This window comes from Acidimicrobiales bacterium (genome assembly GCA_035316325.1).
In the GTDB taxonomy this organism is placed as follows: domain Bacteria; phylum Actinomycetota; class Acidimicrobiia; order Acidimicrobiales; family VFJN01; genus DASXTK01.
Genome location: DATHJB010000094.1, coordinates 15,670 through 38,696, shown reverse-complemented (window position 1 = coordinate 38,696; position 23,027 = coordinate 15,670). Strand labels below are relative to the sequence as shown.

The 23,027-nt window shown below is 72.5% G+C and carries 18 protein-coding genes; 10 read left to right on the top strand and 8 right to left on the bottom strand.

Going from position 1 to position 23,027, the window contains the following annotated elements; genetic code table 11:
• From VK611_13445 to VK611_13435, 3 genes are all read left to right on the top strand, one after another.
• A partial coding sequence (locus tag VK611_13445; GenBank protein HMG42336.1) for an FtsX-like permease family protein occupies positions 1–466 on the top strand: 466 nt, incomplete at its 5' end.
• Positions 453–1,706, top strand: coding sequence for a sensor domain-containing protein (locus VK611_13440; GenBank protein HMG42335.1), 1,254 nt, complete (start codon positions 453–455; stop codon positions 1,704–1,706). The genes VK611_13445 and VK611_13440, both read left to right, overlap by 14 nt.
• Positions 1,703–2,368: a response regulator transcription factor gene (locus VK611_13435; protein ID HMG42334.1), complete on the top strand. Its 666-nt coding sequence runs from the start codon at positions 1,703–1,705 to the stop codon at positions 2,366–2,368. The genes VK611_13440 and VK611_13435 overlap by 4 nt, the downstream gene beginning before the upstream one ends.
• Positions 2,369–2,446: 78 nt before the next feature.
• Here VK611_13435 and uvrA read toward each other — a convergent pair whose 3' ends face one another.
• From uvrA to uvrB, 3 genes are all read right to left on the bottom strand, one after another.
• Entirely contained in the window at positions 2,447–5,323 is a 2,877-nt protein-coding gene (gene uvrA, locus VK611_13430; protein HMG42333.1) for an excinuclease ABC subunit UvrA, read from the bottom strand.
• Positions 5,324–5,397: 74 nt separating this feature from the next.
• Positions 5,398–5,958: a dihydrofolate reductase family protein gene (locus VK611_13425; protein ID HMG42332.1), complete on the bottom strand. Its 561-nt coding sequence runs from the start codon at positions 5,956–5,958 to the stop codon at positions 5,398–5,400.
• Between the two features lie 186 nt (positions 5,959–6,144).
• Positions 6,145–8,214 carry an excinuclease ABC subunit UvrB gene (gene uvrB / locus VK611_13420; GenBank protein ID HMG42331.1) on the bottom strand — a complete coding sequence of 690 codons (2,070 nt, stop codon included), beginning with the start codon at positions 8,212–8,214 and terminating at the stop codon, positions 6,145–6,147.
• Between the two features lie 194 nt (positions 8,215–8,408).
• On the opposite strand from uvrB, the gene VK611_13415 reads away from it, so the two are divergent.
• Positions 8,409–11,186, top strand: coding sequence for a S8 family serine peptidase (locus VK611_13415; GenBank protein ID HMG42330.1), 2,778 nt, complete (start codon positions 8,409–8,411; stop codon positions 11,184–11,186).
• Positions 11,187–11,234: 48 nt separating this feature from the next.
• Positions 11,235–12,296, top strand: coding sequence for a saccharopine dehydrogenase NADP-binding domain-containing protein (locus VK611_13410; protein ID HMG42329.1), 1,062 nt, complete (start codon positions 11,235–11,237; stop codon positions 12,294–12,296).
• A gap of 15 nt (positions 12,297–12,311) precedes the next feature.
• On the opposite strand, the gene VK611_13405 is transcribed toward VK611_13410, so the two are convergent.
• A complete protein-coding gene (locus VK611_13405; GenBank protein HMG42328.1) occupies positions 12,312–12,752 on the bottom strand; it encodes a carboxymuconolactone decarboxylase family protein in 441 nt (146 codons plus the stop codon).
• A 102-nt stretch (positions 12,753–12,854) separates the two neighbouring features.
• Positions 12,855–13,457 (bottom strand): CGNR zinc finger domain-containing protein, encoded by a 603-nt coding sequence (locus tag VK611_13400; GenBank protein ID HMG42327.1) that lies wholly within the window; start codon positions 13,455–13,457, stop codon positions 12,855–12,857.
• A gap of 68 nt (positions 13,458–13,525) precedes the next feature.
• Between VK611_13400 and VK611_13395 the strand changes: the two genes are divergently transcribed.
• From VK611_13395 to VK611_13375, 5 genes are all read left to right on the top strand, one after another.
• Positions 13,526–13,915: a RidA family protein gene (locus VK611_13395; protein HMG42326.1), complete on the top strand. Its 390-nt coding sequence runs from the start codon at positions 13,526–13,528 to the stop codon at positions 13,913–13,915.
• Between the two features lie 105 nt (positions 13,916–14,020).
• Positions 14,021–15,508 (top strand): circularly permuted type 2 ATP-grasp protein, encoded by a 1,488-nt coding sequence (locus VK611_13390; protein HMG42325.1) that lies wholly within the window; start codon positions 14,021–14,023, stop codon positions 15,506–15,508.
• 7 nt (positions 15,509–15,515) lie between these two features.
• Entirely contained in the window at positions 15,516–16,541 is a 1,026-nt protein-coding gene (locus VK611_13385; protein HMG42324.1) for an alpha-E domain-containing protein, read from the top strand.
• On the top strand, positions 16,538–19,078 hold the full coding sequence (locus tag VK611_13380) for a circularly permuted type 2 ATP-grasp protein (GenBank protein HMG42323.1): 2,541 nt from the start codon (positions 16,538–16,540) through the stop codon (positions 19,076–19,078). Before VK611_13385 ends, VK611_13380 begins: the two co-directional genes overlap by 4 nt.
• Before the next feature lie 16 nt (positions 19,079–19,094).
• The gene (locus VK611_13375; GenBank protein HMG42322.1) at positions 19,095–20,054 is read left to right on the top strand and encodes a transglutaminase family protein; all 960 of its coding nucleotides are present in this window, start codon (positions 19,095–19,097) and stop codon (positions 20,052–20,054) included.
• Here the strand turns inward: VK611_13375 and VK611_13370 are convergent.
• From VK611_13370 to rpsA, 3 genes are all read right to left on the bottom strand, one after another.
• Positions 20,032–20,472, bottom strand: coding sequence for a YdeI/OmpD-associated family protein (locus VK611_13370; GenBank protein HMG42321.1), 441 nt, complete (start codon positions 20,470–20,472; stop codon positions 20,032–20,034). The two genes, VK611_13375 and VK611_13370, sit on opposite strands and share 23 nt — an antisense overlap.
• 226 nt (positions 20,473–20,698) lie before the next feature.
• Entirely contained in the window at positions 20,699–21,295 is a 597-nt protein-coding gene (gene coaE / locus VK611_13365; protein ID HMG42320.1) for a dephospho-CoA kinase, read from the bottom strand.
• 75 nt (positions 21,296–21,370) lie between these two features.
• Complete coding sequence (rpsA, locus tag VK611_13360; GenBank protein HMG42319.1) at positions 21,371–22,921, bottom strand: 30S ribosomal protein S1; 1,551 nt, start codon at positions 22,919–22,921, stop codon at positions 21,371–21,373.
• Between the last annotated feature and the right edge of the window lie 106 nt (positions 22,922–23,027).

Here is a 23,027-nt window from a genome sequence, read left to right as displayed (position 1 = left end):
CCTGTTCGTCGGCCCGACGATGGAGGACGCGTCCACCCCCAACCCGAGCCAGGAGCTCACCGGGTTCTCCGATCCCGACGAGAACTGGCTGCGGCTGGTGGAGCTGGCCATGTTCGTGTCGCTCGCCGCCGTGGCCGTCGTAAACACCCTGGTGGCGCTGACCGCGTCGCGGCGCCGGGAGCTGCGGCTGCTGGAGCTGCTCGGCGCCACCAGGGACGAGCTGTGGCGCATGCTCGTCGCCGAGACGGCGCTGGTCGTCCTCGTCGGCCTGATGCTGGGGACCGCGGTGGGTGCGGTCACGCTGGCCACGTTCAGCCTGGGCGCGACCGGCTCCCCACTACCCTCGGTGCCGATGGCGTCGTACGCCGCGATCGTTGCCGCCACCGTCGTGCTCGCGGCGCCCAGCCTCCTGCTCACCGGTCGTCGCGTGCTCGCGACCCTGGAGGGCGACCGTGCACCGGCCTGACGTCCCGCCGACCAACGTGCCCGTCACCGGCCGCTCCGGGCGCGGGTGGTGGGCGGTGCGGGCCGGGGACGTCGCCTTCGCCGTGGCCGGGCTGCCGCTGGCCGTGGCCTGCGGGCTCTACGCAGCGGCCCTCCTCTACCTCGGGGGCCTGCTGACCCTCACGGTGATCGGCCTACCGGTCGTCGCCGCCGGCTTCCGCCTCACCCGGGGGCTCGGCACCGTGCACCGGCGGGTCACGGAGCGGCTCCTCGACGAGCGGGTCGCCGATCCGCCGCCGCCCCCCGACCCCGTCGGCTGGGGGGTGTGGGCAGCTCTCACCGACGTCGTCACCTGGCGCACGGTCATCTACCTGCTGGTCCGGGTGCCGGTGGCGGTGCTCACGTTCGTCGGCGGGGCCTTCGTCTGGTTCTACGGGGCGTTCCTGGTGGGCCTGCCCGTGCTCTCGCCGGTGTTCATGGGCAACGAGCTGACCTGGTGGCTCGTCGTCACCGGCTGCCTCGCCGGCGTGGCACTGCTGGCCGTCGCCCCGTGGGCCACCCGCACCACGGCCGACGTCAACCGCTGGCTGGCCCGGTCCCTGCTCGCCCCGATCGCCGCGTCGCCCCGCCAGGAGCGCCTCGAACGCGCCCGCTCCGAGGTGGCCGCCGACGCCACCGCCACCCTGCAGCGCATCGAGCGCGACCTCCACGACGGCACCCAGGCCCGGCTGGTCGCCATCGCCCTCAGCCTGGCGCTCGCCGACGAGGCCCTGGAGGGCGGCCGACTCGAGAAGGCCCAGGAGCTGGTGCAGCGGGCCCGCACGCAGCTCGGCGACGCCACCACCGAGCTGCGCCGGTTCACCCGCGGCATCAACCCGGTGGCGCTCGACGGCGGCCTCCCCGAGGCCCTGCCGACCCTGGCCGCCGACGCCGGCATCCCCACCGACGTCCACGTCGACCTGCCCGAGCGCCCCAGCCCGGCGATCGAGCGGGTCGTCTACTTCTGCGTCGCCGAGCTCATCACCAACGCCGCCAAGCACAGCGGGGCAGACTCCGTGCGTGTCGACGTCACCGCCGACTCCGACGACGGCCTCCTCCGGCTGCGGGTCGCCGACGACGGCCGCGGCGGCGCCCGGATCGGGGCCGGCAGCGGGCTACGGGGCCTGCGCGACCGCCTCGACGCCGTCGACGGCACCCTCGCCGTGGCCAGCCCGGCCGGCGGGCCGACCGTGATCACCGCCCGGCTCCCGGTGCGGCTGTGACGGCCGCGGCGCCGCTCCGGGCGGTCCTCGCCGAGGACTCGGTGATCCTCCGCGAAGGCCTGGCCGAGCTGCTCGTGTCCCGCGGCATCGAGGTGGTCGGGACCGCCGGCGACGCTGACCGGCTGCTCCGGCTGGTGGAGGAGCACCGGCCCGACGTCGCCGTCGTCGACATCCGCATGCCGCCCACCCACACCGACGAGGGCCTCCGGGCGGCGCTGGAGCTCCGCCGGACCCATCCCGACGTCGGGATCCTCGTCTTCTCGCAGCACATCGAGACCCGCTGGGCGTCCGAGCTGCTCGAGACCGGCGCCGCCGGCGTCGGCTACCTGCTCAAGGAGCGGGTCGCCCACGTCGCCGAGTTCGTCGACGCCCTGGGCCGGGTGGCTCGGGGCGGCACCGCGCTCGACCCCGAGGTCGTCACCCAGTTCGTCCGCAGCAGCCGCCGGCGCAGCGTCCTCGACCGCCTCACGCCGCGCGAGCGCGAGGTCCTCGACCTCATGGCCGAGGGCCGCTCGAACCGGGCGATCGCCGAGCGCCTGGTCGTGTCGGAGCGGGCCGTCGAGAAGCACGTCGGCGCCATCTTCGACAAGCTGGACCTGCCGCCCAGCGACGCCGACAACCGCCGCGTCCGGGCCGTCGTGACCTACCTCACCGAGGCGTAGGCCCGCCCTCCGTTCCGAAACTTCGACAGAAGTGGCGCCATAGCGACCGGTTCTGTCGAGATTTCGCCGGGGGCGGGCTCAGACGCCGGGGCGGTCGAGGCCGAGGAGGGGCGCCAGGAACTGGCCCGTGTAGCTGGCGGGCTCCTTGACGATCTCCTCGGGCGGACCGGTGGCCACGATGCCGCCGCCGCCGTTGCCGCCTTCGGGACCGAGGTCGATCACCCAGTCGGCCGTCTTGATCACGTCGAGGTTGTGCTCGATGACCAGCACCGTGTTGCCCTGGTCGACCAGGCGGGACAGCACCGTGAGCAGCTTGCGCACGTCCTCGAAGTGGAGGCCGGTGGTGGGCTCGTCGAGGATGTAGATGGTGTGGCCGGTGGAGCGCTTGGCCAGCTCGCTCGACAGCTTCACCCGCTGCGCCTCGCCGCCCGAGAGCGTGGTGGCCGGCTGGCCCAGCCGCACGTAGCCCAGGCCGACGTCGACCAGCGTGCGCATGTGCCGCGAGATCGCCGGCTGGTTCGAGAAGAACTCGGCGGCCTCCTCGCAGCTCAGCGCCAGCACGTCGGCGATGTTGTGGTCCTTGAAGGTGATGTCGAGCGTGTCGCGGTTGTAGCGGGCGCCCTTGCACACCTCGCACGGCACGTACACGTCGGGCAGGAAGTGCATCTCGATCTTGATCGTGCCGTCACCGGCGCAGGCGTCGCAGCGGCCGCCGCTCACGTTGAAGCTGAACCGGCCCGGCAGGTAGCCCCGCACCTTGGCCTCCTGCGTGGCCGCGAACAGCTTGCGGACGTGGTCGAACACGCCCGTGTAGGTGGCCGGGTTCGACCGGGGGGTGCGCCCGATCGGCGACTGGTCGATGTCGATGACCTTGTCGAGCAGGTCGATGCCCTGGACCGACGTGTGCAGGCCCGGCGGCGTCTTCGACTTGTAGACCTTCTGCATCAGCGCCCGGAAAAGGATGTCGTTGACCAGGGTCGACTTGCCCGAGCCCGACACGCCCGTGACCGCCACGAAGCACCCGAGCGGGAAGCGGGCGTCGACGTTCTTGAGGTTGTGCTCGCGGGCGCCCTTCACGGTGAGCCAGTGCTCGTTGGGCTGGCGGCGCTGGGCCGGCACCGCGATGCTCTTCTTGCCGGCGAGGTACTGGCCGGTGATCGACTTGTTGTTGCGCAGCAGCTGCTTGACCGTGCCCGTGTGGACGATCTCGCCGCCGTGCTCCCCCGCTCCCGGGCCGATGTCGACCACGTGGTCGGCCACCTTGATGGTGTCCTCGTCGTGCTCCACCACCAGCACGGTGTTGCCCAGCTCGCGCAGGCGGATCAGCGTCTCGATGAGCCGGTGGTTGTCGCGCTGGTGCAGGCCGATCGACGGCTCGTCGAGCACGTAGAGCACCCCGACCAGGCCCGATCCGATCTGCGACGCCAGCCGGATCCGCTGGGCCTCGCCGCCCGCCAGCGTGGCCGCCGAGCGGGACAGCGTGAGGTAGTCGAGCCCGACGTCGAGCAGGAAGCCCATGCGGGCGTTGATCTCCTTGACCACCCGCTCGGCGATGAGCCGGTCCCGCTCGGACAGCTCCAGCCCGGTGAGCGTGGCCGCGGCGTCGCCGATCGACAAGCCGCAGATGTCGGGCAGCGACTTGCCGTCGATCGTGACCGCCCGCGACAGCGGCTTCAGCCGGGCGCCGCCGCACACCTGGCACGGCACCTCCCGCATGTAGCCCTCGACCTGCTCGCGGCTGCTGTCGGAGTCGGCCTCGCCGTGGCGGCGCTGCAGGTACGGGATGACGCCCTCGTAGTTGGCGTGGTAGGTGCGCTCGCGGCCGTAGCGGTTCTTGAAGCGCACCCACACCTTGTCGACGCCCTTGCCGTAGATGAAGGCGTCGCGCTGGCGCTTGTTGAGCGCTGACCACGGCGTAGCCATGTCGACGTCGACCTCGTCGGCGACCGCGGCGACCAGCCGGTGGAAGTAGCGCTGGTTGCCCCCGGCCCAGGGCGCGATCGCCCCCTCCTCGATGGTGGCCTCGGGGTTGGGGACCACCAGCTCGGGGTCGACCTCGAAGCGGGTGCCGAGCCCGTCGCAGGTCTCGCAGGCGCCGTAGGGCGAGTTGAAGGAGAAGTTGCGGGGCGCCAGCTCGTCGAAGCTGCCGTGGCCGTTGGGGCAGGCCAGGTGCTGCGAGAACGTCATCGTGTCGTCGCCCAAGCCGTCCTCGGTGCCGCCCTCGCCTTCGCCCTTGCGGTTGACGATCTGCACCTCGGCGATGCCGTCGGCCAGGCGCAGGGCCGTCTCCAGCGAGTCGGTGAGGCGACGCTCGATGCCGTCGCGCCGGACCAGCCGGTCGACCACCACCTCGATGGTGTGCTGCTCGTAGCGGGCCAGCTCGACCTTCTCGGTGAGCTCGTGCAGCTCGCCGTCGATGCGGGCGCGGGCGAAGCCCTGCGCGGACAGGTCGGCCAGCAAGGTCTCGTAGGTGCCCTTGCGACCCCGGACCACCGGGGCGAGCACCTGGAAGCGGGTGCCCTCGGGCAGCTCGACGATGCGGTCGACGATCTGCTGCGGGGTCTGCCGGGTGATGGTGGCGCCGCACTCCGGGCAGTGCGGGACGCCGATGCGGGCGTAGAGGAGGCGGAGGTAGTCGTAGACCTCGGTGATCGTGCCGACCGTCGACCGGGGGTTCCTGGACGCCGACTTCTGGTCGATCGAGATGGCCGGCGACAGGCCCTCGATGAAGTCGACGTCGGGCTTGTCCATCTGGCCGAGGAACTGCCTGGCGTACGACGACAGCGACTCGACGTAGCGGCGTTGGCCCTCGGCGTAGATGGTGTCGAACGCCAGCGAGCTCTTGCCCGACCCGGACAGGCCCGTGAAGACGATGAGCCTGTCACGGGGTAGGTCGAGCGAGACGTTGCGGAGGTTGTGCTCCCTCGCACCCCGGATCACCAGCGAATCAGCCACGGCACACCACGCTAGCGCCCCCATGCAACCAGGGAACGGATGTTCGGGCGCGTGTTTTGGTCGCTACGTGGCGCTCACAGCGTGCGGTGGTGCATGTGGACCACGCCGTTGCCGAACCGCCGCTCGTCGAGCAGCTCGAGCTCCACCCGGACGTCCCGGGGCAGGCCCGGCTTGCCGCCGCCGACGACGATCGGGAACGCGAACAGGTGGACCTCGTCCACCAGCCCGGCCCGGAAGGCGTGCTGGGCCAGGCCCGGGCCGCCGACGCTGATGTCGCGGTCGGCGGCCTCCTTCATGCGGCGGACGGCCTCGGGGTCGAACTCGCCCTCGAGCCGGGTGCGGGGCGTCGACACGGCGTCGAGCGTCCGGGAGTACACGACCTTGTCCAGGCCCCGCCACACCTCGGCGAAGTCGAGCTCCTCGGGCGCCGTTCCGGCGGGCTCGAGGCCGACCGTCTGCCAGACGGCCATCGTCTCGTACATGCGCCGGCCGTAGAGGTGGGTGCCGACGGGCCGCTCGAGGTCGTTGACGAACGCGTGCACCTCGGCGTCGGGCATCGCCCAGTCGAACCGGCCCTCCCCGTCCTCGATGTAGCCGTCGAGCGACGTGATCGCCGTGTAGATGAGCTTGGCCATGATGCCTCCAGGTCAGGGGTTGCGACCACCGGCGTCCGTCCCGGCCCGAGTCATCTGTAGTCACCAACCCACAGTCGAGTCGTTCATGGTCGGAGACCGATCACAAATGATTCAAGAACTACCGAACGACCAGAAACGACTCGCCAACCCCCTACCTAGCGGCTGGCAGCTGGGGCCGCGGGAGGGTCAGCGGCTGGCGTCGCGGAGCTCTCGTTTCAGTTCCTGGATCTCGTCGCGTAGGCGGGCGGCGTACTCGAAGCGCAGGTCGGCGGAGGCCTCGTGCATCTCCTCCTCCAGGGTCTGGATGAGGCGGCCCAGCTCCGACGGCGGCAGGTTGGCCAGCTCGGCGTTGAGCCGCTCGGTGGCCCCTGGTCGACCCCGGCGGCGGCCCTTGCCCGGCACCGGCGCCGTGTCGTCGGAGGACCGACCCAGGTAGGCGAGGATGTCAGTGACCGCCTTGACGATCGACTGCGGGTTGATCCCGTGCTCCTGGTTGTGGGCGAGCTGGAGGCCACGGCGCCGGTTGGTCTCGCTGAGGGCCCGCTGCATCGAGTCCGTGACCTTGTCGGCGTACATGATCACCTGGCCCTCCAGGTTGCGGGCCGCCCGGCCGATGGTCTGGATCAGCGACGTCTCGCTGCGCAGGAACCCCTCCTTGTCGGCGTCGAGGATCGCCACCAGCGACACCTCGGGCAGGTCGAGGCCCTCCCGCAGCAGGTTGATCCCGACCAGCACGTCGAAGTCGCCCAGGCGCAACGCTCGGAGGATCTCGATCCGCTCGATCGTGTCGACGTTGGAGTGCAGGTAGCGCACCCGCAGGCCGAGCTCCAGCAGGTAGTCGGACAGGTCCTCGGCCATCTTCTTGGTGAGCGTGGTGACCAGCACGCGCTGGTCGCGCTCGATGCGCTTGTTGATCTCCTCGACCAGGTCGTCGATCTGCCCCTTGGTGGGCCGCACCATCACCTCGGGGTCGACCAGGCCGGTGGGGCGCACGACCTGCTGGACCACCTGCGACGACATCTCCAGCTCGTAGGCCGACGGCGTGGCCGACAGGAACACCACCTGGTTGACCTTGTCGCTGAACTCCTCGAAGCGCAGCGGCCGGTTGTCGGCCGCGGACGGCAGGCGGAAGCCGTGGTCGATCAGCTGCTCCTTGCGGCTGCGGTCGCCCTCGTACTGGCCGTGGAGCTGCGGCACCGCCTGGTGGCTCTCGTCGATGACCAGCAGGTAGTCCTTCGGGAAGAAGTCGATCAGGGTGTTGGGCGTCTCCCCCCGCCCCCGACCGTCGATCGGCGCCGAGTAGTTCTCGATGCCGTTGCAGTAGCCGACCTCCTGCATCATCTCGAGGTCGTACTGGGTGCGCATGCGCAGCCGCTGGGCCTCCAGCAGCTTGCCGTGCTTCTCGAACCACGCCAGCCGCTCGGCCAGCTCGGCCTCGATGCGCACGATCGCCTTGCGCATCCGCTCCTCGCCGGTGACGTAGTGCGTGGCCGGGTAGATCCACAGATCGTCCAGCTCGCGGATCTGCTCGCCGGTGAGCGGGTCGACCTCGGTGATGCGCTCGATCTCGTCGCCGAACAGCTCGATGCGCAGGGCCTTCTCCTCGTAGGCCGGGTGTATCTCGATGGTGTCGCCCCGCACCCGGAACTTGCCCCGGGTGAGGTTCATGTCGTTGCGCTCGTACTGCATGTCGACCAGGCGGCGGAGGAAGGCCCGCTGATCGATCTCCTCGCCCTTGAGCTTGAAGAGCACCTGCTCGCGGTACTCGTCGGGCGACCCCAGGCCGTAGATGCACGACACGGAGGCGACCACGATCACGTCGCGCCGGGTGAGCAGCGCGGCGGTGGTGGAGTGCCGCAGCCGGTCGATGTCGTCGTTGACGCTCGAGTCCTTCTCGATGTACGTGTCGGAGGACGCGATGTAGGCCTCGGGCTGGTAGTAGTCGTAGTAGCTGACGAAGTACTCCACCCGGTTGTCGGGGAAGAACTCACGGAACTCGTTGGCCAGCTGGGCGGCCAGCGACTTGTTGGGGGCGATCACCAGCGTGGGCTTCTGCACCTGCTCGATGGTCCAGGCGATGGTGGCGCTCTTGCCCGACCCGGTGATGCCCAGCAGCGTCTGGTAGCGATCGCCCCGGTCGATGCCCTCGCTCAACGCCTCGATCGCCTTCGGCTGGTCCCCCGCGGGGTCGAAGTCGGACACCACCCGGAACGGCTTCGACAGAACCTGCGGCACGGAGCTGGAGATCGAACTCACGCCTCCACCGTACCGAGGGGGTGTGACAGTCAAGCCGGGTCGCCGGCCAGAAACCCGGGGCCGAGGCACGCGCGGACCGCGTTCGGACCGCGTCGACCGGCGGGTATCGTCGTCGCACCTTGCGCCGCGGGTGGGTGCGGAGGTCCACCCTGATCGCGAGCTGGGAGTTCTAGGTGCGTCGACGTCGATTGCTGATGGGGCTCGGGGTCGTGGGCGTCGTGCTCCTGGCCGTCGTGGCGTTCGTCGCGCTGCGCGGCGACGACGACGGCGGCGACGACGGCCCCACCGGCGACGAGGACCTGGTCGCCCGGCTGTTCAGCGACGACGAGCTGGAGCTGATCCACCAGGCCGCACCCGATCCGGCCTGCGCCGGCGAGCCGACCGCGCCGCCCGGCGACGAGGCGCTGGTGGCGCTGGAGGTCGTGCGGGTCGACGACACCTGTCTGGACGCCAGCACCGAGTACGTGGCCGAGGACGAGGTCGACGCCCGCCTGGCCGAGCTGGACGACGACCCGAGCGTGGTCGCGGCGGCGCCCGCCACCCCTGCAGCCGCGGCCGACCAGGTCGACGACCGCCGCGAGGACCAGTGGGCGCTGGACATGCTGGGCGCGCCCGAGGGCTCACCGGACCTGCCGTGGCCCGACGGCACCGGCATGGTGGTCGCGGTGATCGACTCGGGCATCGACGCCGCTCATCCCGACCTCGGCGATGCGGTCGTCGGGCGCCGGTCCGTCCCGGACGAGAGCACGCTCGACCCGCTGGGCCACGGCACGGCCGTGGCGGGCATCGTCGCGGCGCGCCGTGACAACGGCGGCATCGTCGGCGTGGTCCCCGCAGCCACGATCCTCGATGTCCCGGTCGACCTGAAGGACGAGGAACAGAACCCCGACTCGTGGCGGGTGGCGCTGCCCTGGGCCGTCAACCACGGCGCCGACGCGATCAACATGTCCCTCGGGCAGTCGACGGACGACTACGACGACGACACCATGCGGGTCGCGGTCGCGGTCGTCGAGTTCGCGCGCAGCCACGACGTCGTGGTGGTCTCCAGCGGCGGCAACTGCGGTGACGGCGACGTCGTGAACGAGGTGCTGGGCGGCTGCGCCTCGGACAACCAGATCCAGGTGCCGGCCTCGCTCCCGGGGGTGGTGGCGGTGGGTGCGCTCCAGAAGGATCGGGACCTGGCGGGCTACTCGTCCCGCAACGAGGACGTCGACCTGGTCGCACCCGGCGGAGGCGACGTCGCCGACCTGGTCGAGACGACTGCTCGCGACGGTGAGTACGAGGGCTTCAACGGCACGTCGGCGGCCGCGCCCCATGTCGCCGCGCTGGCGGCCGCGGTGCGGACCGCCGTCCCGGAAGCCACCGGCGACGAGATCAGCCAGGCGCTGATCGACACGGCCGACCCCGAGGGCGTGTCCGAGCAGGACCGCGACGACGTCGGCATCGGCCACGGGCTCGTCGACGTCGACGCCGCGATCGACGAGCTGCGCTCCACGCTGTCGCGCCCGTCCGAGGACCTGGCCGGCCGCACCCAGGCGGCCTACGTGCACGACGGCACCCTGTACGCGTTCGACGGCGACACCAGCCACCCGGTCCGTGAGGTCGGCAGCGACCACTCGATCACGGACGTGGTCTGGTCCGACGACCACAGCCGCCTCGTCGGCGTCGACGACACGACGTTGTTCTCGTGGGGTGGCGAAGGCAGCGAGCTGGTCGAGGCCGACTGCCAGCAGTGCGCCCAGAACTACATCGCCTACCTGGACGACGCCGCCGTCACCGACCCGGGCGACGAGGGTCGGACCGGCGATCTCGTCGTCACCCTCGACACCGAGGCCTGGACGCTCACCCGCTGGTCACCCACCACGCTGGAGCCCCAGGGCACGGTCGACCTGACGGTCCCCCGCGCCGAGGACAGCGTCGGCGCCGGCCTGCAGGCCTCCGTCGGCGGCTCGTTGATCGTGCACACGAGCGGTCCCGACCTGGAGGCGGAGGACACGCTGTGGGTGGTCGATCCCTTCTCGGGTGAGTCGCAGGCCTCCCAACCGATCGTCGGGCGTTGGCGGGGCGGCGTCGCGGTGGACGCCGCCGAGCAGCGGCTCGCCTACGTCAACCAGGGCCCGCTCGAGGGAGGCACCTGCGCCGACGTCCAGGAGGCGGTCGTCCTCGACGCCGTGGACCTGACCCAGGTCGCCGCGCCCGACCTCCCCCAGGACGTCGTCTTCCGGGAGCTGTTCTTCAACGGCGGCAACCTGTACGCCACGGCCGAGTACCTCGCGCCCAACGCCGAGGGTCAGTGCCCGACCGACGGGTCGGCCGGCGTGTGGCGGGCGGACGGCGACACCTGGGAGCAGGTCGACCCGACCGCGGTGATCGGTGCCCGGCCGTTGGAGGGCATGACCGGCGGCGACCCGACGGGATGGCTGATCGTCACCGAGGACGAGCAGGGCCGCATCGAGCCCCGTGAGGAGGGCGAGATCGGCACCGTCGACCCCAGCTCCTACTCCGGCGTGGTCTGGGCGACGCCCACGCGCGAGGAGGCCCCGCGTGGCGAGGAGGAGCCAGACGGCGGGGAGCCACCGGACGGCGGTGGGTCGCCGGGTGGTGGTGGCGGCGGGGAGCCGGCGTCGCAGAGCGTCGAGGCGGCCATCGCGCGCTACGAGGAGTTCCTGCACGCGCTGGGCGCGGAGGACCTCGACACGGTGTGCGAGATCGCCGGCCCGATCGCCGAGCTCGCCGAGGAGGACGGCTTCACCTGCGAGGCGGGCTACAGCATGGTGTTCGACATGATCTCGGACGAGCAGGCGGCGGCCCTCCGCGAGGCCACCGTCGACGCCTCCCTGGTGGAGGAGCGCGCGGCCGGCGAGGTCTTCGTCCCGGTGGAGGCCGTCGTCGCCGACGTCACCTTCGGCGAGGACACCCTGGGCAGCTACCTCCTGCGCTACCAGGACGGCGACTGGTTCATCGTCGGGTGACCTGACCGGACGGCCGGTCCGGGTGCGGCAGGGGGCTACCGTCGCCCGATGACCACGGTGCTGATCATCGGCGCGGGCGACATGGGCGAGCGGGTCGCCGACGGGCTGGCCGCCGGTGGTCAGGTGCGGCGGCTGGTGGTGGCGGGCCGGTCAACCGCGGGCGATGCCGTTGCGGCGACCGTGGCCAGCGCCCGTGACTGCCTCGTCGAGGCGATCCGGCTCGACGCGTCCCGGCCCGACGAGGTGGCCGAGCTGCTCACCGCCACCCGCGCCGACCTGGTCGTGCACTGTGCCTCGCTGCGCAGCCCCTGGGCGATGACCGGCCGCACCGATCCTGCAGCCCGAGCCATCGCCTCGGCCGGTCTCGGCCTGCGGCTGCCCTACCAACTCCCGCTCATCCTGTCGGTCATGCGGGCCGTGCGCGACGCCGGCCACACCGGACCGGTGGCGAACCTGTCCTTCCCGGACGTGACCGGGCCGATCCTGGCCCGCCTCGACCTGGCACCCACCGTCGGCCTCGGCAACGCCGCCATGATGCAGCTGCGGGTCCGCGCCGCGCTGCGCGCCGCCCACCCGGACCAGCCCACGCCGCTGATCCGCGTGCTCGGCCACCACGCCCAGGTCACCGACGTGATGCAGGCGTGCCAGCCCACCGATCCGGAACAGCGCTGTCGCGTCCATCTCGGCGAGGACGGGCAGCGGGACGACTCCCTGGCCTACCAGGCACCACCCCTCGCGCCCGGACCGCGCTACAACATCGTCACCGCGGCCGCAGTCATCCCCGTCCTCGAGGCGTTGCTGCCCGGCGCCGGCCCGCTGCGCCACTCCACCGCCGCACCGGCAGGGCTGCCCGGCGGATACCCGGTCCGAATCGTCGACGGCTCCGTTGCCCTGGATCTCCCACCCGGCCTCTCCGAAGCTGACGCCATCGCCTTCAACGAGCGAATGGCCAGCGGCGACGGCATCGATCACATCGACGACGACGGCACCGTCCACCTCACCGCCGCCAGCCACCGAGCCGTCGCCGACGTCGCACCGGCCCTGGCCGACCCCATCGCCATCGACGACCTCGCCACCCGGGCGGCACAGCTCGACTCCGTCCTCGCCTGACCAGCTACTGCGGGCCTACCAGGAGCCGGCGGGCCTGCGGGTGGCGGCGTTGAGGCGGTTCCAGACGTTGATGACGCCGATGTCGAGCAGCAGGCCCCCGAGCTGCGACTCGTCGTAGTGCTCGGCAGCCTCCGCCCAGATCTCGTCGGTGATCGACTCGGGCCGGTCGGCGATCCGGGTCACCGCCTCGGTCAGGGCCAGAGCGGCCCGCTCGGCGTCGCTGAACCAGGGCGCCTCCCGCCAGGCGGCCACGGTGGCGATCCGCTCCTCGGACTCGCCGGCCTCGCGCAGCTCCCGGGCGTGCATCTCGACGCAGAAGCTGCAGGCGTTGATCTGGCTGGCCCGCAGCGACACCATCTTGAGCGTGGTGTGCGGTACGCCCGTCTTGGCGGCCGCCTTGCTCAGCCCCTGCAGGGCCTCCAGTGCACCCGGGACGACGGCTACGGGATGGCTCATGCGTGGTTCCATGTCGTTCCTCTCGTCGTGGTCGCTTCATTGACGAATCGCGCCGGAAGGATGTGACAGACAGGTGCCTACCGGCCCCGCTTCCCCTCGGCGTCACGGGTCCGTGGCCCGCCGGGCGCGGAGAGCCCGGAGCTTGTGGCGGTTGCCGCAGCGCTCCATCGCGCACCAGCGCCGGGCGCCGGGGCGGGACGAGTCGACGAACACCAGCGGGCAGTCGTCGCTCGCGCACTCGCGGATGCGTTCGGAGAGCGGCCCGGACAGCAGCTCGATCATCTCCCGCGCCAGCGTCGACAGCGCCTGCGTCGCCCGCACCGGCGCCGCCCACCCCGCGGTCGTGGCGCCGGCGGGCAGCTCGGGGACCAGCGGCGCCGCGGCGGCGGCCCGGTTGATGGTCGCCACCGCCCCGGCAGGGAGCGGGCGCCGCGCCGCCCGGGCGTGCGCCGCGTCCCAGATCGCCTGGCGGAGGGCCTTGGCCGCGGCCAGCTCGCGGGCCGTCACGGGGACCGTCGTGACCGCAGCCAGCGGCGGCTGGGCCAGCCACTCGCCCAGGACGGCAGGCTCGTGGAGGGTCTCGAACACCGCGTACCGGCCCTCGCCACCCGTGTGGGCGAAGTCCAGGCAGACGGCGCCGGCGTCGAAGCGGAACGACCCTCCCTTGGGGTCGTGCAGCACCCGGCCGGTTGCGCTCGCTCGCACGACACCACTATAACTGGCACACGAACAACACCACTAAGACAGGTGTTGGCATCCGAGGAGAGCGATACATGAGCACACGGCACATCAACCCCGAGGGACTCCACCGCAGCCCGGCGTTCAGCCAGGCCGTCGTGGTCGAACAACCGGCGAAGACGATCTACATCGGCGGCCAGAACGGCGTCGACGCCGACGGCAAGGTCGTCGGCCCCACCGTCGGGGAGCAGTCCGCCCAGGTGTTCCGCAACCTCGCGACCATCCTCGAGAGCGAGGGGGCGAGCCTGGCGAACATCGTGCACTGGACCATCGCCGTGGTGGACGGCCACGGGTTCGACGAGGGTGTCGCCGCCTTCCAGCAGGCGTGGAACCCCGCCGACCCACCGCCGGCCATCACGGTCCACGTCGTCGCCGGCCTGGGGGGCGCGTTCCTCGTCGAGATCGACGCCGTCGCCGTCGTGTGACCCTCGGGGCGGCTCGGGCCGACGGAGCTCCCCTGGTCGCCATCGTTCACGCGGGTGTCACAGGGGATGAACAGCGCGGACACACCGTGGCCTGACACTCGCCACATGACGATCGCCGAGCGGGAGCAGCGGGAACGCCAACGGCGCCGCTCGCGTCGCCGGGGTTGGGACGAGATGCTCGACCACGACGGGGAGCCCCGCCAGGGTGCGGGCGCCCTCGTCGAGCACCTCCGCGGCCTGGGCCTGTCGGAGTTGCAGGCCCGCCAGGACGCCGCCGACCTCGACATCCTCGGCATGGGCATCACCTTCACCGTCTACTCCGACGGCCGCGGCATCGACCGCGCCTGGCCCTTCGACGTGATCCCCCGGGTGATCGACGCCACCGAGTGGAGGCACATCGAGGCCGGTCTCAAGCAGCGCCTCACCGCCCTCAACCGCTTCATCGACGACATCTACAACGACCAGCAGGTGGTCGCGGACGGCGTCTTCCCCGCCCACCTGCTCGAGGGCTCCCTCAACTACCGCCCCGAGTGCCGCGGCGCGCGACCGGCCTACGGCATCTGGGCGCACATCTGCGGCAGCGACCTGGTGCGCGACGCCGACGGCACCGTGTACGTGCTGGAGGACAACCTGCGGGTCCCGTCCGGCGTCAGCTACCTCCTGGAGAACCGGCTGGTGTCGAAGCGGGCCTTCGCCGACCTCTTCGCCCACCAGAGCATCCAGCCCGTCGACGACTACCCCGACGAGCTGTTCGGCCTGCTCGCCTCGCTCGCCCCGGACGTCGCCGAGCCAACCGTCGCCGTGCTCACCCCCGGCCTCCACAACTCCGCCTACTTCGAGCACAGCTTCCTCGCCCAGCGCATGGGCCTGCCGCTGGTCGAGGGCCGCGACCTGTTCGTCGCCCCCGACGACCACCTCTACGCCCGCACGATCGCCGGCCCCCAGCGCGTCGACGTGCTGTACCGCCGCGTCGACGACCGCTACCTCGACCCCGAGGTGTTCGAGCCCACGTCGCTCCTCGGCGTGCCCGGCCTGCTCCGCTCCTGGCAGGCCGGGCACGTCGCCATCGCCAACGCCCCGGGCGCCGGCGTCGCCGACGACAAGGTCGTCTACGCCTGGGTGCCCGACCTCATCCGCTACTACCTGGACGAGGAACCGCTGCTGCCCAACGTCCCGACGTACCGCTGCTGCTACGCCGACGAGCGCGACCACGTGCTGGCCAACCTCCGCGACCTGGTGGTCAAGCCGGCCGACGAGAGCGGCGGCTACGGGCTGGTGATCGGCAACCAGGCCAGCGACGAGGACCTGGCGCTGGTCGGCGCCGCCATCGAGGCCAGCCCCCGCCGCTGGGTCGCCCAGCCGATCCTGTCGCTCTCCACGGTCCCGACCCTGTGCGACGGCAAGATCGAGGACCGCCACGTCGACCTCCGGCCCTTCATCCTCACCGGGCGCCGCAGCTACGTGACCCGCGGCGGGCTCACCCGGGTGGCGCTCCAGGAGGGGTCGCTGGTGGTCAACTCGTCGCAGGGCGGCGGCAGCAAGGACACCTGGGTCGTGGAGGACTGCACTCCCCCCGCAGCCGCCGGAGCCTGAGCGCCGCATGCTGTTGCTGGCGAGGGTGGCGGAGCAGCTCTACTGGGCGGCGCGGTACGTCGAGCGGGCCGAGATGACGGCCCGGGTGGTGAGCGAGCACACCCACCTGCTGGTCGACCTGCCCACGTCGGTGCCGCTGACCTGGGAACCGCTGCTCGACGTGCCGGGGGTCGGGCCCGCGGCCGGCGGCGCCGAGGCCGACGGGGACGGCAGCACCCACACGGAGCGCGAGGTGGTCGCCTTCCTGCTGGCCGACCCCGACAACCCCTCCAGCGTGCTGGCGTCGATCGTCGCCGCCCGCGCCAACCTGCGCAGCACCCGCGAGATGCTCTCCCGGGAGGCCTGGGAGGCGCTCAACAACCTCTACCTCTACGTGACCAGCCACCACAGCGAGGGCATCGACCGCTGGAGCCGGGGCCGCTTCCTCGACCGGGTGATCGCCGAGGCGCAGCGGTTCAACGGCATCCTGGCCGGCACGATGAGCCGCGACGCCACCTACCAGTTCCTGCGGTTGGGCCGCAGCATCGAGCGGGCCGACATGACCGACCGCGTGCTCGACGCCCGGGCCGTCCCGCTGCTGCAGTCGCCGGCCAACACGCACGCAGAGGTGCAGTGGGCGGCGCTGCTGCGGTCGCTCTCCGCGCTCCAGGCCTACTACCAGCGGGGGTTGGCGCCGGTGGCGGGCCTGCCGGCGATCGAGCTGGTGCTGCGCGACCCCGACTTCCCCGGCTCGATCGGCCACTGCCTGGCCGAGGTGTCCGCGGTGCTGGCCGAGCTGCCCCGATCGGAGGCGCCGTCGGCCGCGGCCACCGCGGCTCGGCGCTGCCTCGCGGAGGTCGCCCCCCAGCCGACCGGCTGGCTGCACGACGGCCTGGTCCAGCTGCGCGCCAGCCTGGCCGCCGTCCACGACGAGGTCCGCAGCACGTTCTTCCCACCCGATCCGCCGCCCGATCCGTCGGCCCCGCCGGCCCCGCCGGCCCCGCCGGCCGCCCCGGCCGACGTCGTCGCGGTCAGCCAGAAGCAGGACGGGTGACGGCCGTGGGCCCGCTGGTGGACGAGTACCGCCCGCACGTGGGGTGCCGCGACGCGGCGGTGAGCGCCGACGGACGGCCGCGGCCGGGCTGGGAGCGGGCGCTGGGCGAGCTGGCCCGCCACGGTCCCGACGAGCTCGACCGCCGCCAGCGGGCCGCCGACCGCCTGGTCATGGCCGAGGGCGCCGGCTACCTGCTGCACGAGGGACTCGACGCCACCGTCGAGCCGTGGCAGGTGTCGATCGTGCCGTTCATGGTCGACCCCGACACCTGGGATGACCTGGCCATGGGTCTTCGGCAGCGGGCCGAGCTGCTGCAGGCCGTCCTCCAGGACCTGGCGGGCCCGAGGGAGCTGCTGCGCTCCGGCACCATCCCCGTCGAGGCCGTGGCCACCCATCCCGGCTTCGCCCGCCTGCGGGCCAGCAGCCGCGACGCCGGCGGCGACGGGCTGCTGCTGGTGGGCGCCGACGTGGTGGTCGACGCCGAGGGCGCCTTCCGGGTGGTGCGCGACCGCACCGACAACCCCACCGGCGAGGGCCTGGCTCTGCTGGCCCGGGCCGTCGCCACCCGGGTGACGCCGGGCAACAGCGCCCTCGAGCCGACCGCCGGCCGCGGCGTCGTCGGCCACGACGACTACCTGCGGGCGCTGCGGACCCGCCTGGCGGCCGCCGCGCCCCCCGACCGCGCCAGCCCCCGCACCGTGGTGCTCACCGGCGCCGTCGACCGGCCCGGCTACGTCGAGAACGCCTACCTCGCCACCCGCCTCGGCTACAGCCTCGCCGAGCCCACCGACGTCGCCGTGCGCGACGGCCGGGCCTGGCTGCGGTCGCTCGACGGCCCCGAGCAGATCGACGTGCTGCTGCGCCGCGTCCCCGGCCGTGGCCTCGACCCGGTCGAGGAGCCCGACGTCCGCGGCGGTGTGGCCGGCCTGGTCCACGCCGCCCGCCGGGACGCCGTCCGGCTGGTCAACCCGGTGGGCGCCGACCTCGCCGAGCACCTGGCCCTGCTGCCGTTCCTCGACCAGGCCGGTCGCTTCCTCCTCGGCGAGCCGCTGCGCCTCCCCGGCGTGCCCACCCTGTGGTGCGGCGACCCCGAGCACCGCGCCCAGCTGCTGGCCGCCCCCGAGCGCTTCGTCCTCCACGACACCGACCCCGCCAACCCGGCGCCGCCCGCGGTCGGCTCGCAGCTCGACGAGCCCGGGCTGGCCGACTGGCGGGCCCGCATCGAGGCCCGGCCCGAGCGCTACGTCGCCCAGGTCGACCTGGCCCTCGGCACCACGCCCCGGCTCCGGCACGGTCGGCTGGTGCCGGCCAGCCTGTCGCTGCGCACCCAGGTGCTGCTCGACGGCGCCGCCACCACCGTGCTGCCCGGCGGTCACGGGCGCCTGCGCGAGCCGGGCGCCGGCGCCGACGGGGCGCTGGTGGCGGCCAGCGGGGCGGCCACCGACGTGCGGGTGCTGGAGCGGCCCGGGCGCCGCCGTCTGCACACCCCGGGGCCGGCGCTCCCCCAGGTCGACCTGCGCCGCTCGCTGCCGACCCACGCCGCCGAGGCCATGTACTGGACCGGCCGCAGCGCCGAGCGGGCCGAGTCGGGTGCTCGGGCCGCGCTGGTCTGCCTGACCCGGGTGGCCGAGGGCGACCCGTCGCCGGGCGACCTGGCGGCCGCGGTCGACGGCCTGCGGGCCGTGAGCGGCGGCATGGGCGGGCCGATCGTGGAGTCCACGATGTTCGACCTCGACGCCGAGGTGCGCGCCTCGCTGTCGGGCCGCACCCTCTCGGTGGTCGACAACCTGCGGGCCACCGTCCGCAACGCCCGGGCGGCCCGGCAGCTGCTGTCGGCGCGCACCTGGCGCCTGCTGGCCATGATCGACGCCGAGGCGTCGGCGCTGGCCAAGCTGGCGGGCGAGCCGAGGACCGGGAGCGCCTCGTCGACCAGCGGATCCCCCTGGTACTCGCACTTCGACGCCACCGAGGTGCTCGACCGGGTGCTCGTGCCGCTGGCGGCGCTGTCGGGGCTGACCGACGAGAGCGTGGTGCGCGGCCCCGGCTGGCGCTTCCTCGACATCGGCCGCCGGCTGGAGCGGGCGCTGCTGGTGCTCGGGCTGGCCGAGGCGATGCTCGACCCGCCGACCCACCTGTCCGACCTGGGCGACGGCACCCTGCGGCTCGAGGCCCTGCTGTCCGCCTGCGAGAGCCTGGCCGTCTACCGGCGCAGCTTCCGCAGCGACGTCACCGTCCAGGCCGTCGGCGACCTGCTGCTGGGCGACCCGACCAGCCCGCGCTCGGTGCGGTTCCAGCTCGACCAGCTCGCCGTCGACCTCAACGACCTGCCCGCCCGGCCGGCCCGCCAGGTGCAGCTCGCCGCGCTCCGGGAGGCCAGCCAGGCGCTCGAACGGCTGCTGCCGCTGTCGTTCGACCCCGTCGGCGGCCCGCTCGGCCCCGCCGCCCGCCTGGTGATCGCCGTCCGAGGCCCCCTGCTGGCGATCGGCAAGCTGATGTCCTCCGGCTGGTTCGCCGAGCCCCCGAGGCGGCTGTCGTGACCGCGAGGCGGCTGTCGTGACCGCGACCGTGGGCGAGCGGGCCTACCGGGTGACGCACCGGACGTCGTACGACTACGGCGAGCCGGTGGAGATCGGCCACACCGTGGCCCGGCTGCGGCCCCGGACGCTGGCCCACCAGCAGGTGCTCCACGCCGCGGTCGACGTCGAGCCCGAGCCCACCTCGGTCGACGAGGACCTCGACGGGTTCGGCAACCAGGTCACCTCGATCGCGCTGGAGCGACCCCACCACCAGCTGGTGGTGACCGCCCGCAGCGAGGTCGTCGTGCAGCCCCGGCCGCTCCCCTCGACCGAGCTGTGGTCCGCGCCGTGGGACACCGTGGTCCAGGCGACCGGTGAGGACGTCACCGCCGACGGGCTCCTCGCCCGGCAGTGCCGCCTCGACTCGCCCCTGGTGGTCCGCCACCCCGATCTCGCAGATCTCGCCGCTCGGGCGTTCACCCCCGGACGCCCGCTCGGCGAGGCCGCCGCCGCCCTGACCACCCGCATCTTCGACGACCTCGACTTCGTGCCCGGCGTCACCGAGGTGAGCACCCCGGTGCTGGAGGTCCTCGCCACAAGGCGGGGCGTGTGCCAGGACTTCGCCCACCTGCTGGCCGGGGCGCTGCGGTCGCTGGGGCTGGGCGCCCGCTACGTGAGCGGCTACATCGAGACCGAGCCGCCGCCGGGCCAGCCCCGCCTCGTCGGGGCCGACGCCTCGCACGCCTGGGTCGGCCTCTACGTCCCGGGCGCCGGCTGGGTCGACCTCGACCCCACCAACGGCCTGGTGCAGCCCGACCGCCACGTCACCGTGGCCTGGGGCCGCGACTACACCGACGTCGTGCCGGTGCGCGGCGTCCTGTTCGGCCCGCCCGCGGCGCAGGTCCTGTCGATCTCGGTGGACGTGGCCGCCCTGGGCACGGACGCCGGCGCCGGTACCGGTACAAGAACCGACGTCAGCCCGCCTGCAGGGTCGTGAGCACCTTGGCCACCCGCCGCTCCCGGGTCTCGGGCGCCTTGGCGGCCTCGATCGGCTCCACCAGCCCCCGCTTGCGGCTGTAGGACAGGGCCTCGAAGGCCGCCCGGGCCCCGGGATCGTCGGCAAGGGCGGCGGCCAGGTCGTCAGGCACGGTGACCTCACGGGGCGCGGTGTCCAGCTCGACCTCGACCTCCACCTCGTCGCCGGCCGCCACGCCGGTGATGGCCCGGATCTCGGCGCTCACCGGCAGGAGGTACTGGTCGCCCATGCGGGCGATCGTGCTGCGGTAGGTGTGACCGGCGAAGGTCACCGCGACCGCCGGCCGCCTGCTGGAGCCCAGACCCTCCACCACCTCCTCCGGCACGGGGATGCCGGTGGCCGTCTTCTTGGCCAGGTGGATCGTCGCCGTGAACTTCATCGTCCTGCTCCTCCTCAAGGGCGTGTCCTGTGGACCATGGCGCACGTCTCTCCGGCCAGATGACGTCGCTCGCCGCACCGTGCCGACATTGAAACCCTGGTGGGTTCCTGCGTCGTCCCGGCACGCCGAGCGACGCCCCTGACTCGGAGATCCGCACACCGGATCCACAGGACACGCCCTAGCCATGGTGGACGTTCGAGGGGCAGACCGCGGTGGCCGCCGAAACTCATCGGAGGGTGGCGATCCACTCCCAGGCGGCGTCGACCTGGGTGGCCAGGTCGTCGAGGGTGCCGTCGTTGTGGATCACGAAGTCGGCCCGGGCGAGCCGCTCCTCGCGGGTGGCCTGCCGGGTCATCCGGGCCCGGACGTCGGCCTCGCGCATCCCCCGCTGCTCGACCAGCCGCCGCACCGCCACCTCGGGGTCGATGTCGACCACCAGCAGCCCGGCCACCGGGTAGGCGTTCTTCGACTCGACCATCAGCGGCACGTCGAGCACGACGACCGAGTCGCTGTCGGCCAGCTCGGTCATCCGGCGGACGATCTCGGCGCCCACCGCGGGGTGGACGATGGCGTTGAGGTCGCGGAGAGCCTCGGGGTCGCCGAACACGATGTCGGCCACCGCGGGCCGGTCGAGCGCCCCGTCGGGCCCGACGATGCCGGGACCGAAGCGCTCGACCATGGCGTCGAACACCTCCGTGCCCGGTTGCTGCACCTCACGGGTGATGGCGTCGGCGTCGACCACCACCGCCCCTTCGGCGGCGAGCCGGGTCGACACTGTCGACTTGCCCGATCCGATGCCCCCGGTCAGCCCGACGACGAGCATCTTCCCGACACCCTCCCTCACGAAAATTGCGACAGGACCGGCCTGTTTCGGGCCGATCCTGTCGCAGTTTCGGATCTACTCGGCTGCAGCCTCGTCGGCCTCGACCTCGGGCTCCACAGCCTTGGGCTCAGCAGCCTCGGGCTCCACAGCCTCGGGCTCCACAGCCTCGGGCTCAGCAGCCTCGGGCTCGGGCTCCTCGGCCTCGACCTCGGCGGCCTCGGGCTCCGCAACCTCGACGTCGGCTGCGGCCTCGGGCACCTCGACCTCGGCAGCGTCGGCTTCGACCTCGACGTCGGCTGCGCCCTCGGGTGCCGGCTCGGCCGGGGCCCCGGGAGCGTCGCCGGGCGGGCGGGGGGCCAGACCCTCGGGGCCGCCCTCCGCGCCTTCGCCGTGCTCGGCGTAGTACTCGGCCCAGGCCTCGTCGGCCTCGGGCGAGTGCTCGACCGTTGGGCCGATGTAGTTGCCCTGGTCGTCGTAGGCGTGCTCGCCGAAGTGCTCTTGGTACTCGGCGGCCACGATGCCACCCTCGGCGGCCTGCTTGATCGACAGGCTGATGCGGCGGCGCTGGAGGTCGAGGTCGATGATCTTGACCCACAGCTCCTCGCCCGGCGTGACGACCTGCTCGGGCAGGTCGACGTGGTGCGCCGACATCTCGGAGATGTGCACGAGGCCCTCGATGCCGTCGCCCACCTGGACGAACGCACCGAACGGCACCAGCTTGGTGACCCGGCCGTAGACCAGCTCGCCCACGCGGTGACTGGTGGCGAACTCCTGCCACGGGTCCTGCTGGGTGGCCTTGAGCGACAGGGAGATGCGCTCGCGGTCGAGGTCGACGTCGAGCACCTGCACCTCGACCTCGTCGCCCACGGTGACGACCGAGCCCGGGTGGTCGACGTGCTTCCACGACAGCTCGGACACGTGGATGAGGCCGTCCATGCCGCCCAGGTCGACGAAGGCGCCGAAGTTGACGACGCTGGACACGACGCCCTTGCGGACCTCGCCCGGCTTCAGGTTGGCGAGGAAGTCCTCACGCTGCTCGCGCTGGGTCTCCTCGAGCCATGCCCGGCGGGACAGGACCACGTTGTTGCGGTTCTTGTCGAGCTCGATGATCTTCGCCTCGAGCGACTTGCCCACGTAGGGCTGCAGGTCGCGCACCCGGCGCAGCTCCACCAGCGAGGCCGGCAGGAAGCCGCGGAGGCCGATGTCGAGGATGAGACCACCCTTGACGACCTCGATGACCGGGCCGGAGACGATGCCGTCCTCTTCCTTGACCCGCTCGATGTCGCCCCAGGCCCGCTCGTACTGGGCCCGCTTCTTGGACAGGACGAGGCGACCGTCCTTGTCCTCCTTGGTGAGGACGAGCGCTTCGAGCTGCTCGCCCATCGACACGACCTCGGACGGGTCGACGTCGTTGCGGATCGACAGCTCGCGGCTGGGGATCACGCCCTCGGACTTGTAGCCGATGTCCAGCAGGACCTCGTCACGGTCGACGCGCACCACCGTGCCGGTGACGATGGCACCGTCTTCGACGGTCACCAGGGTCGCGTCGATGGCGTCGGCGAAGCTTCCACCGAGATCGTCGACCGCGATCTCGCGGGGCGTGTACTCCTCCTCCGGGTCCTCCACGGGACTCGGGTCGGCGCTGGCGCCTGTTGCTTCGGGACTTTGGACGTCGGACACGGACTGGTTCGGCTTTCGTAGGGGGCGACAAACACATTTCCCGCGCCATCAG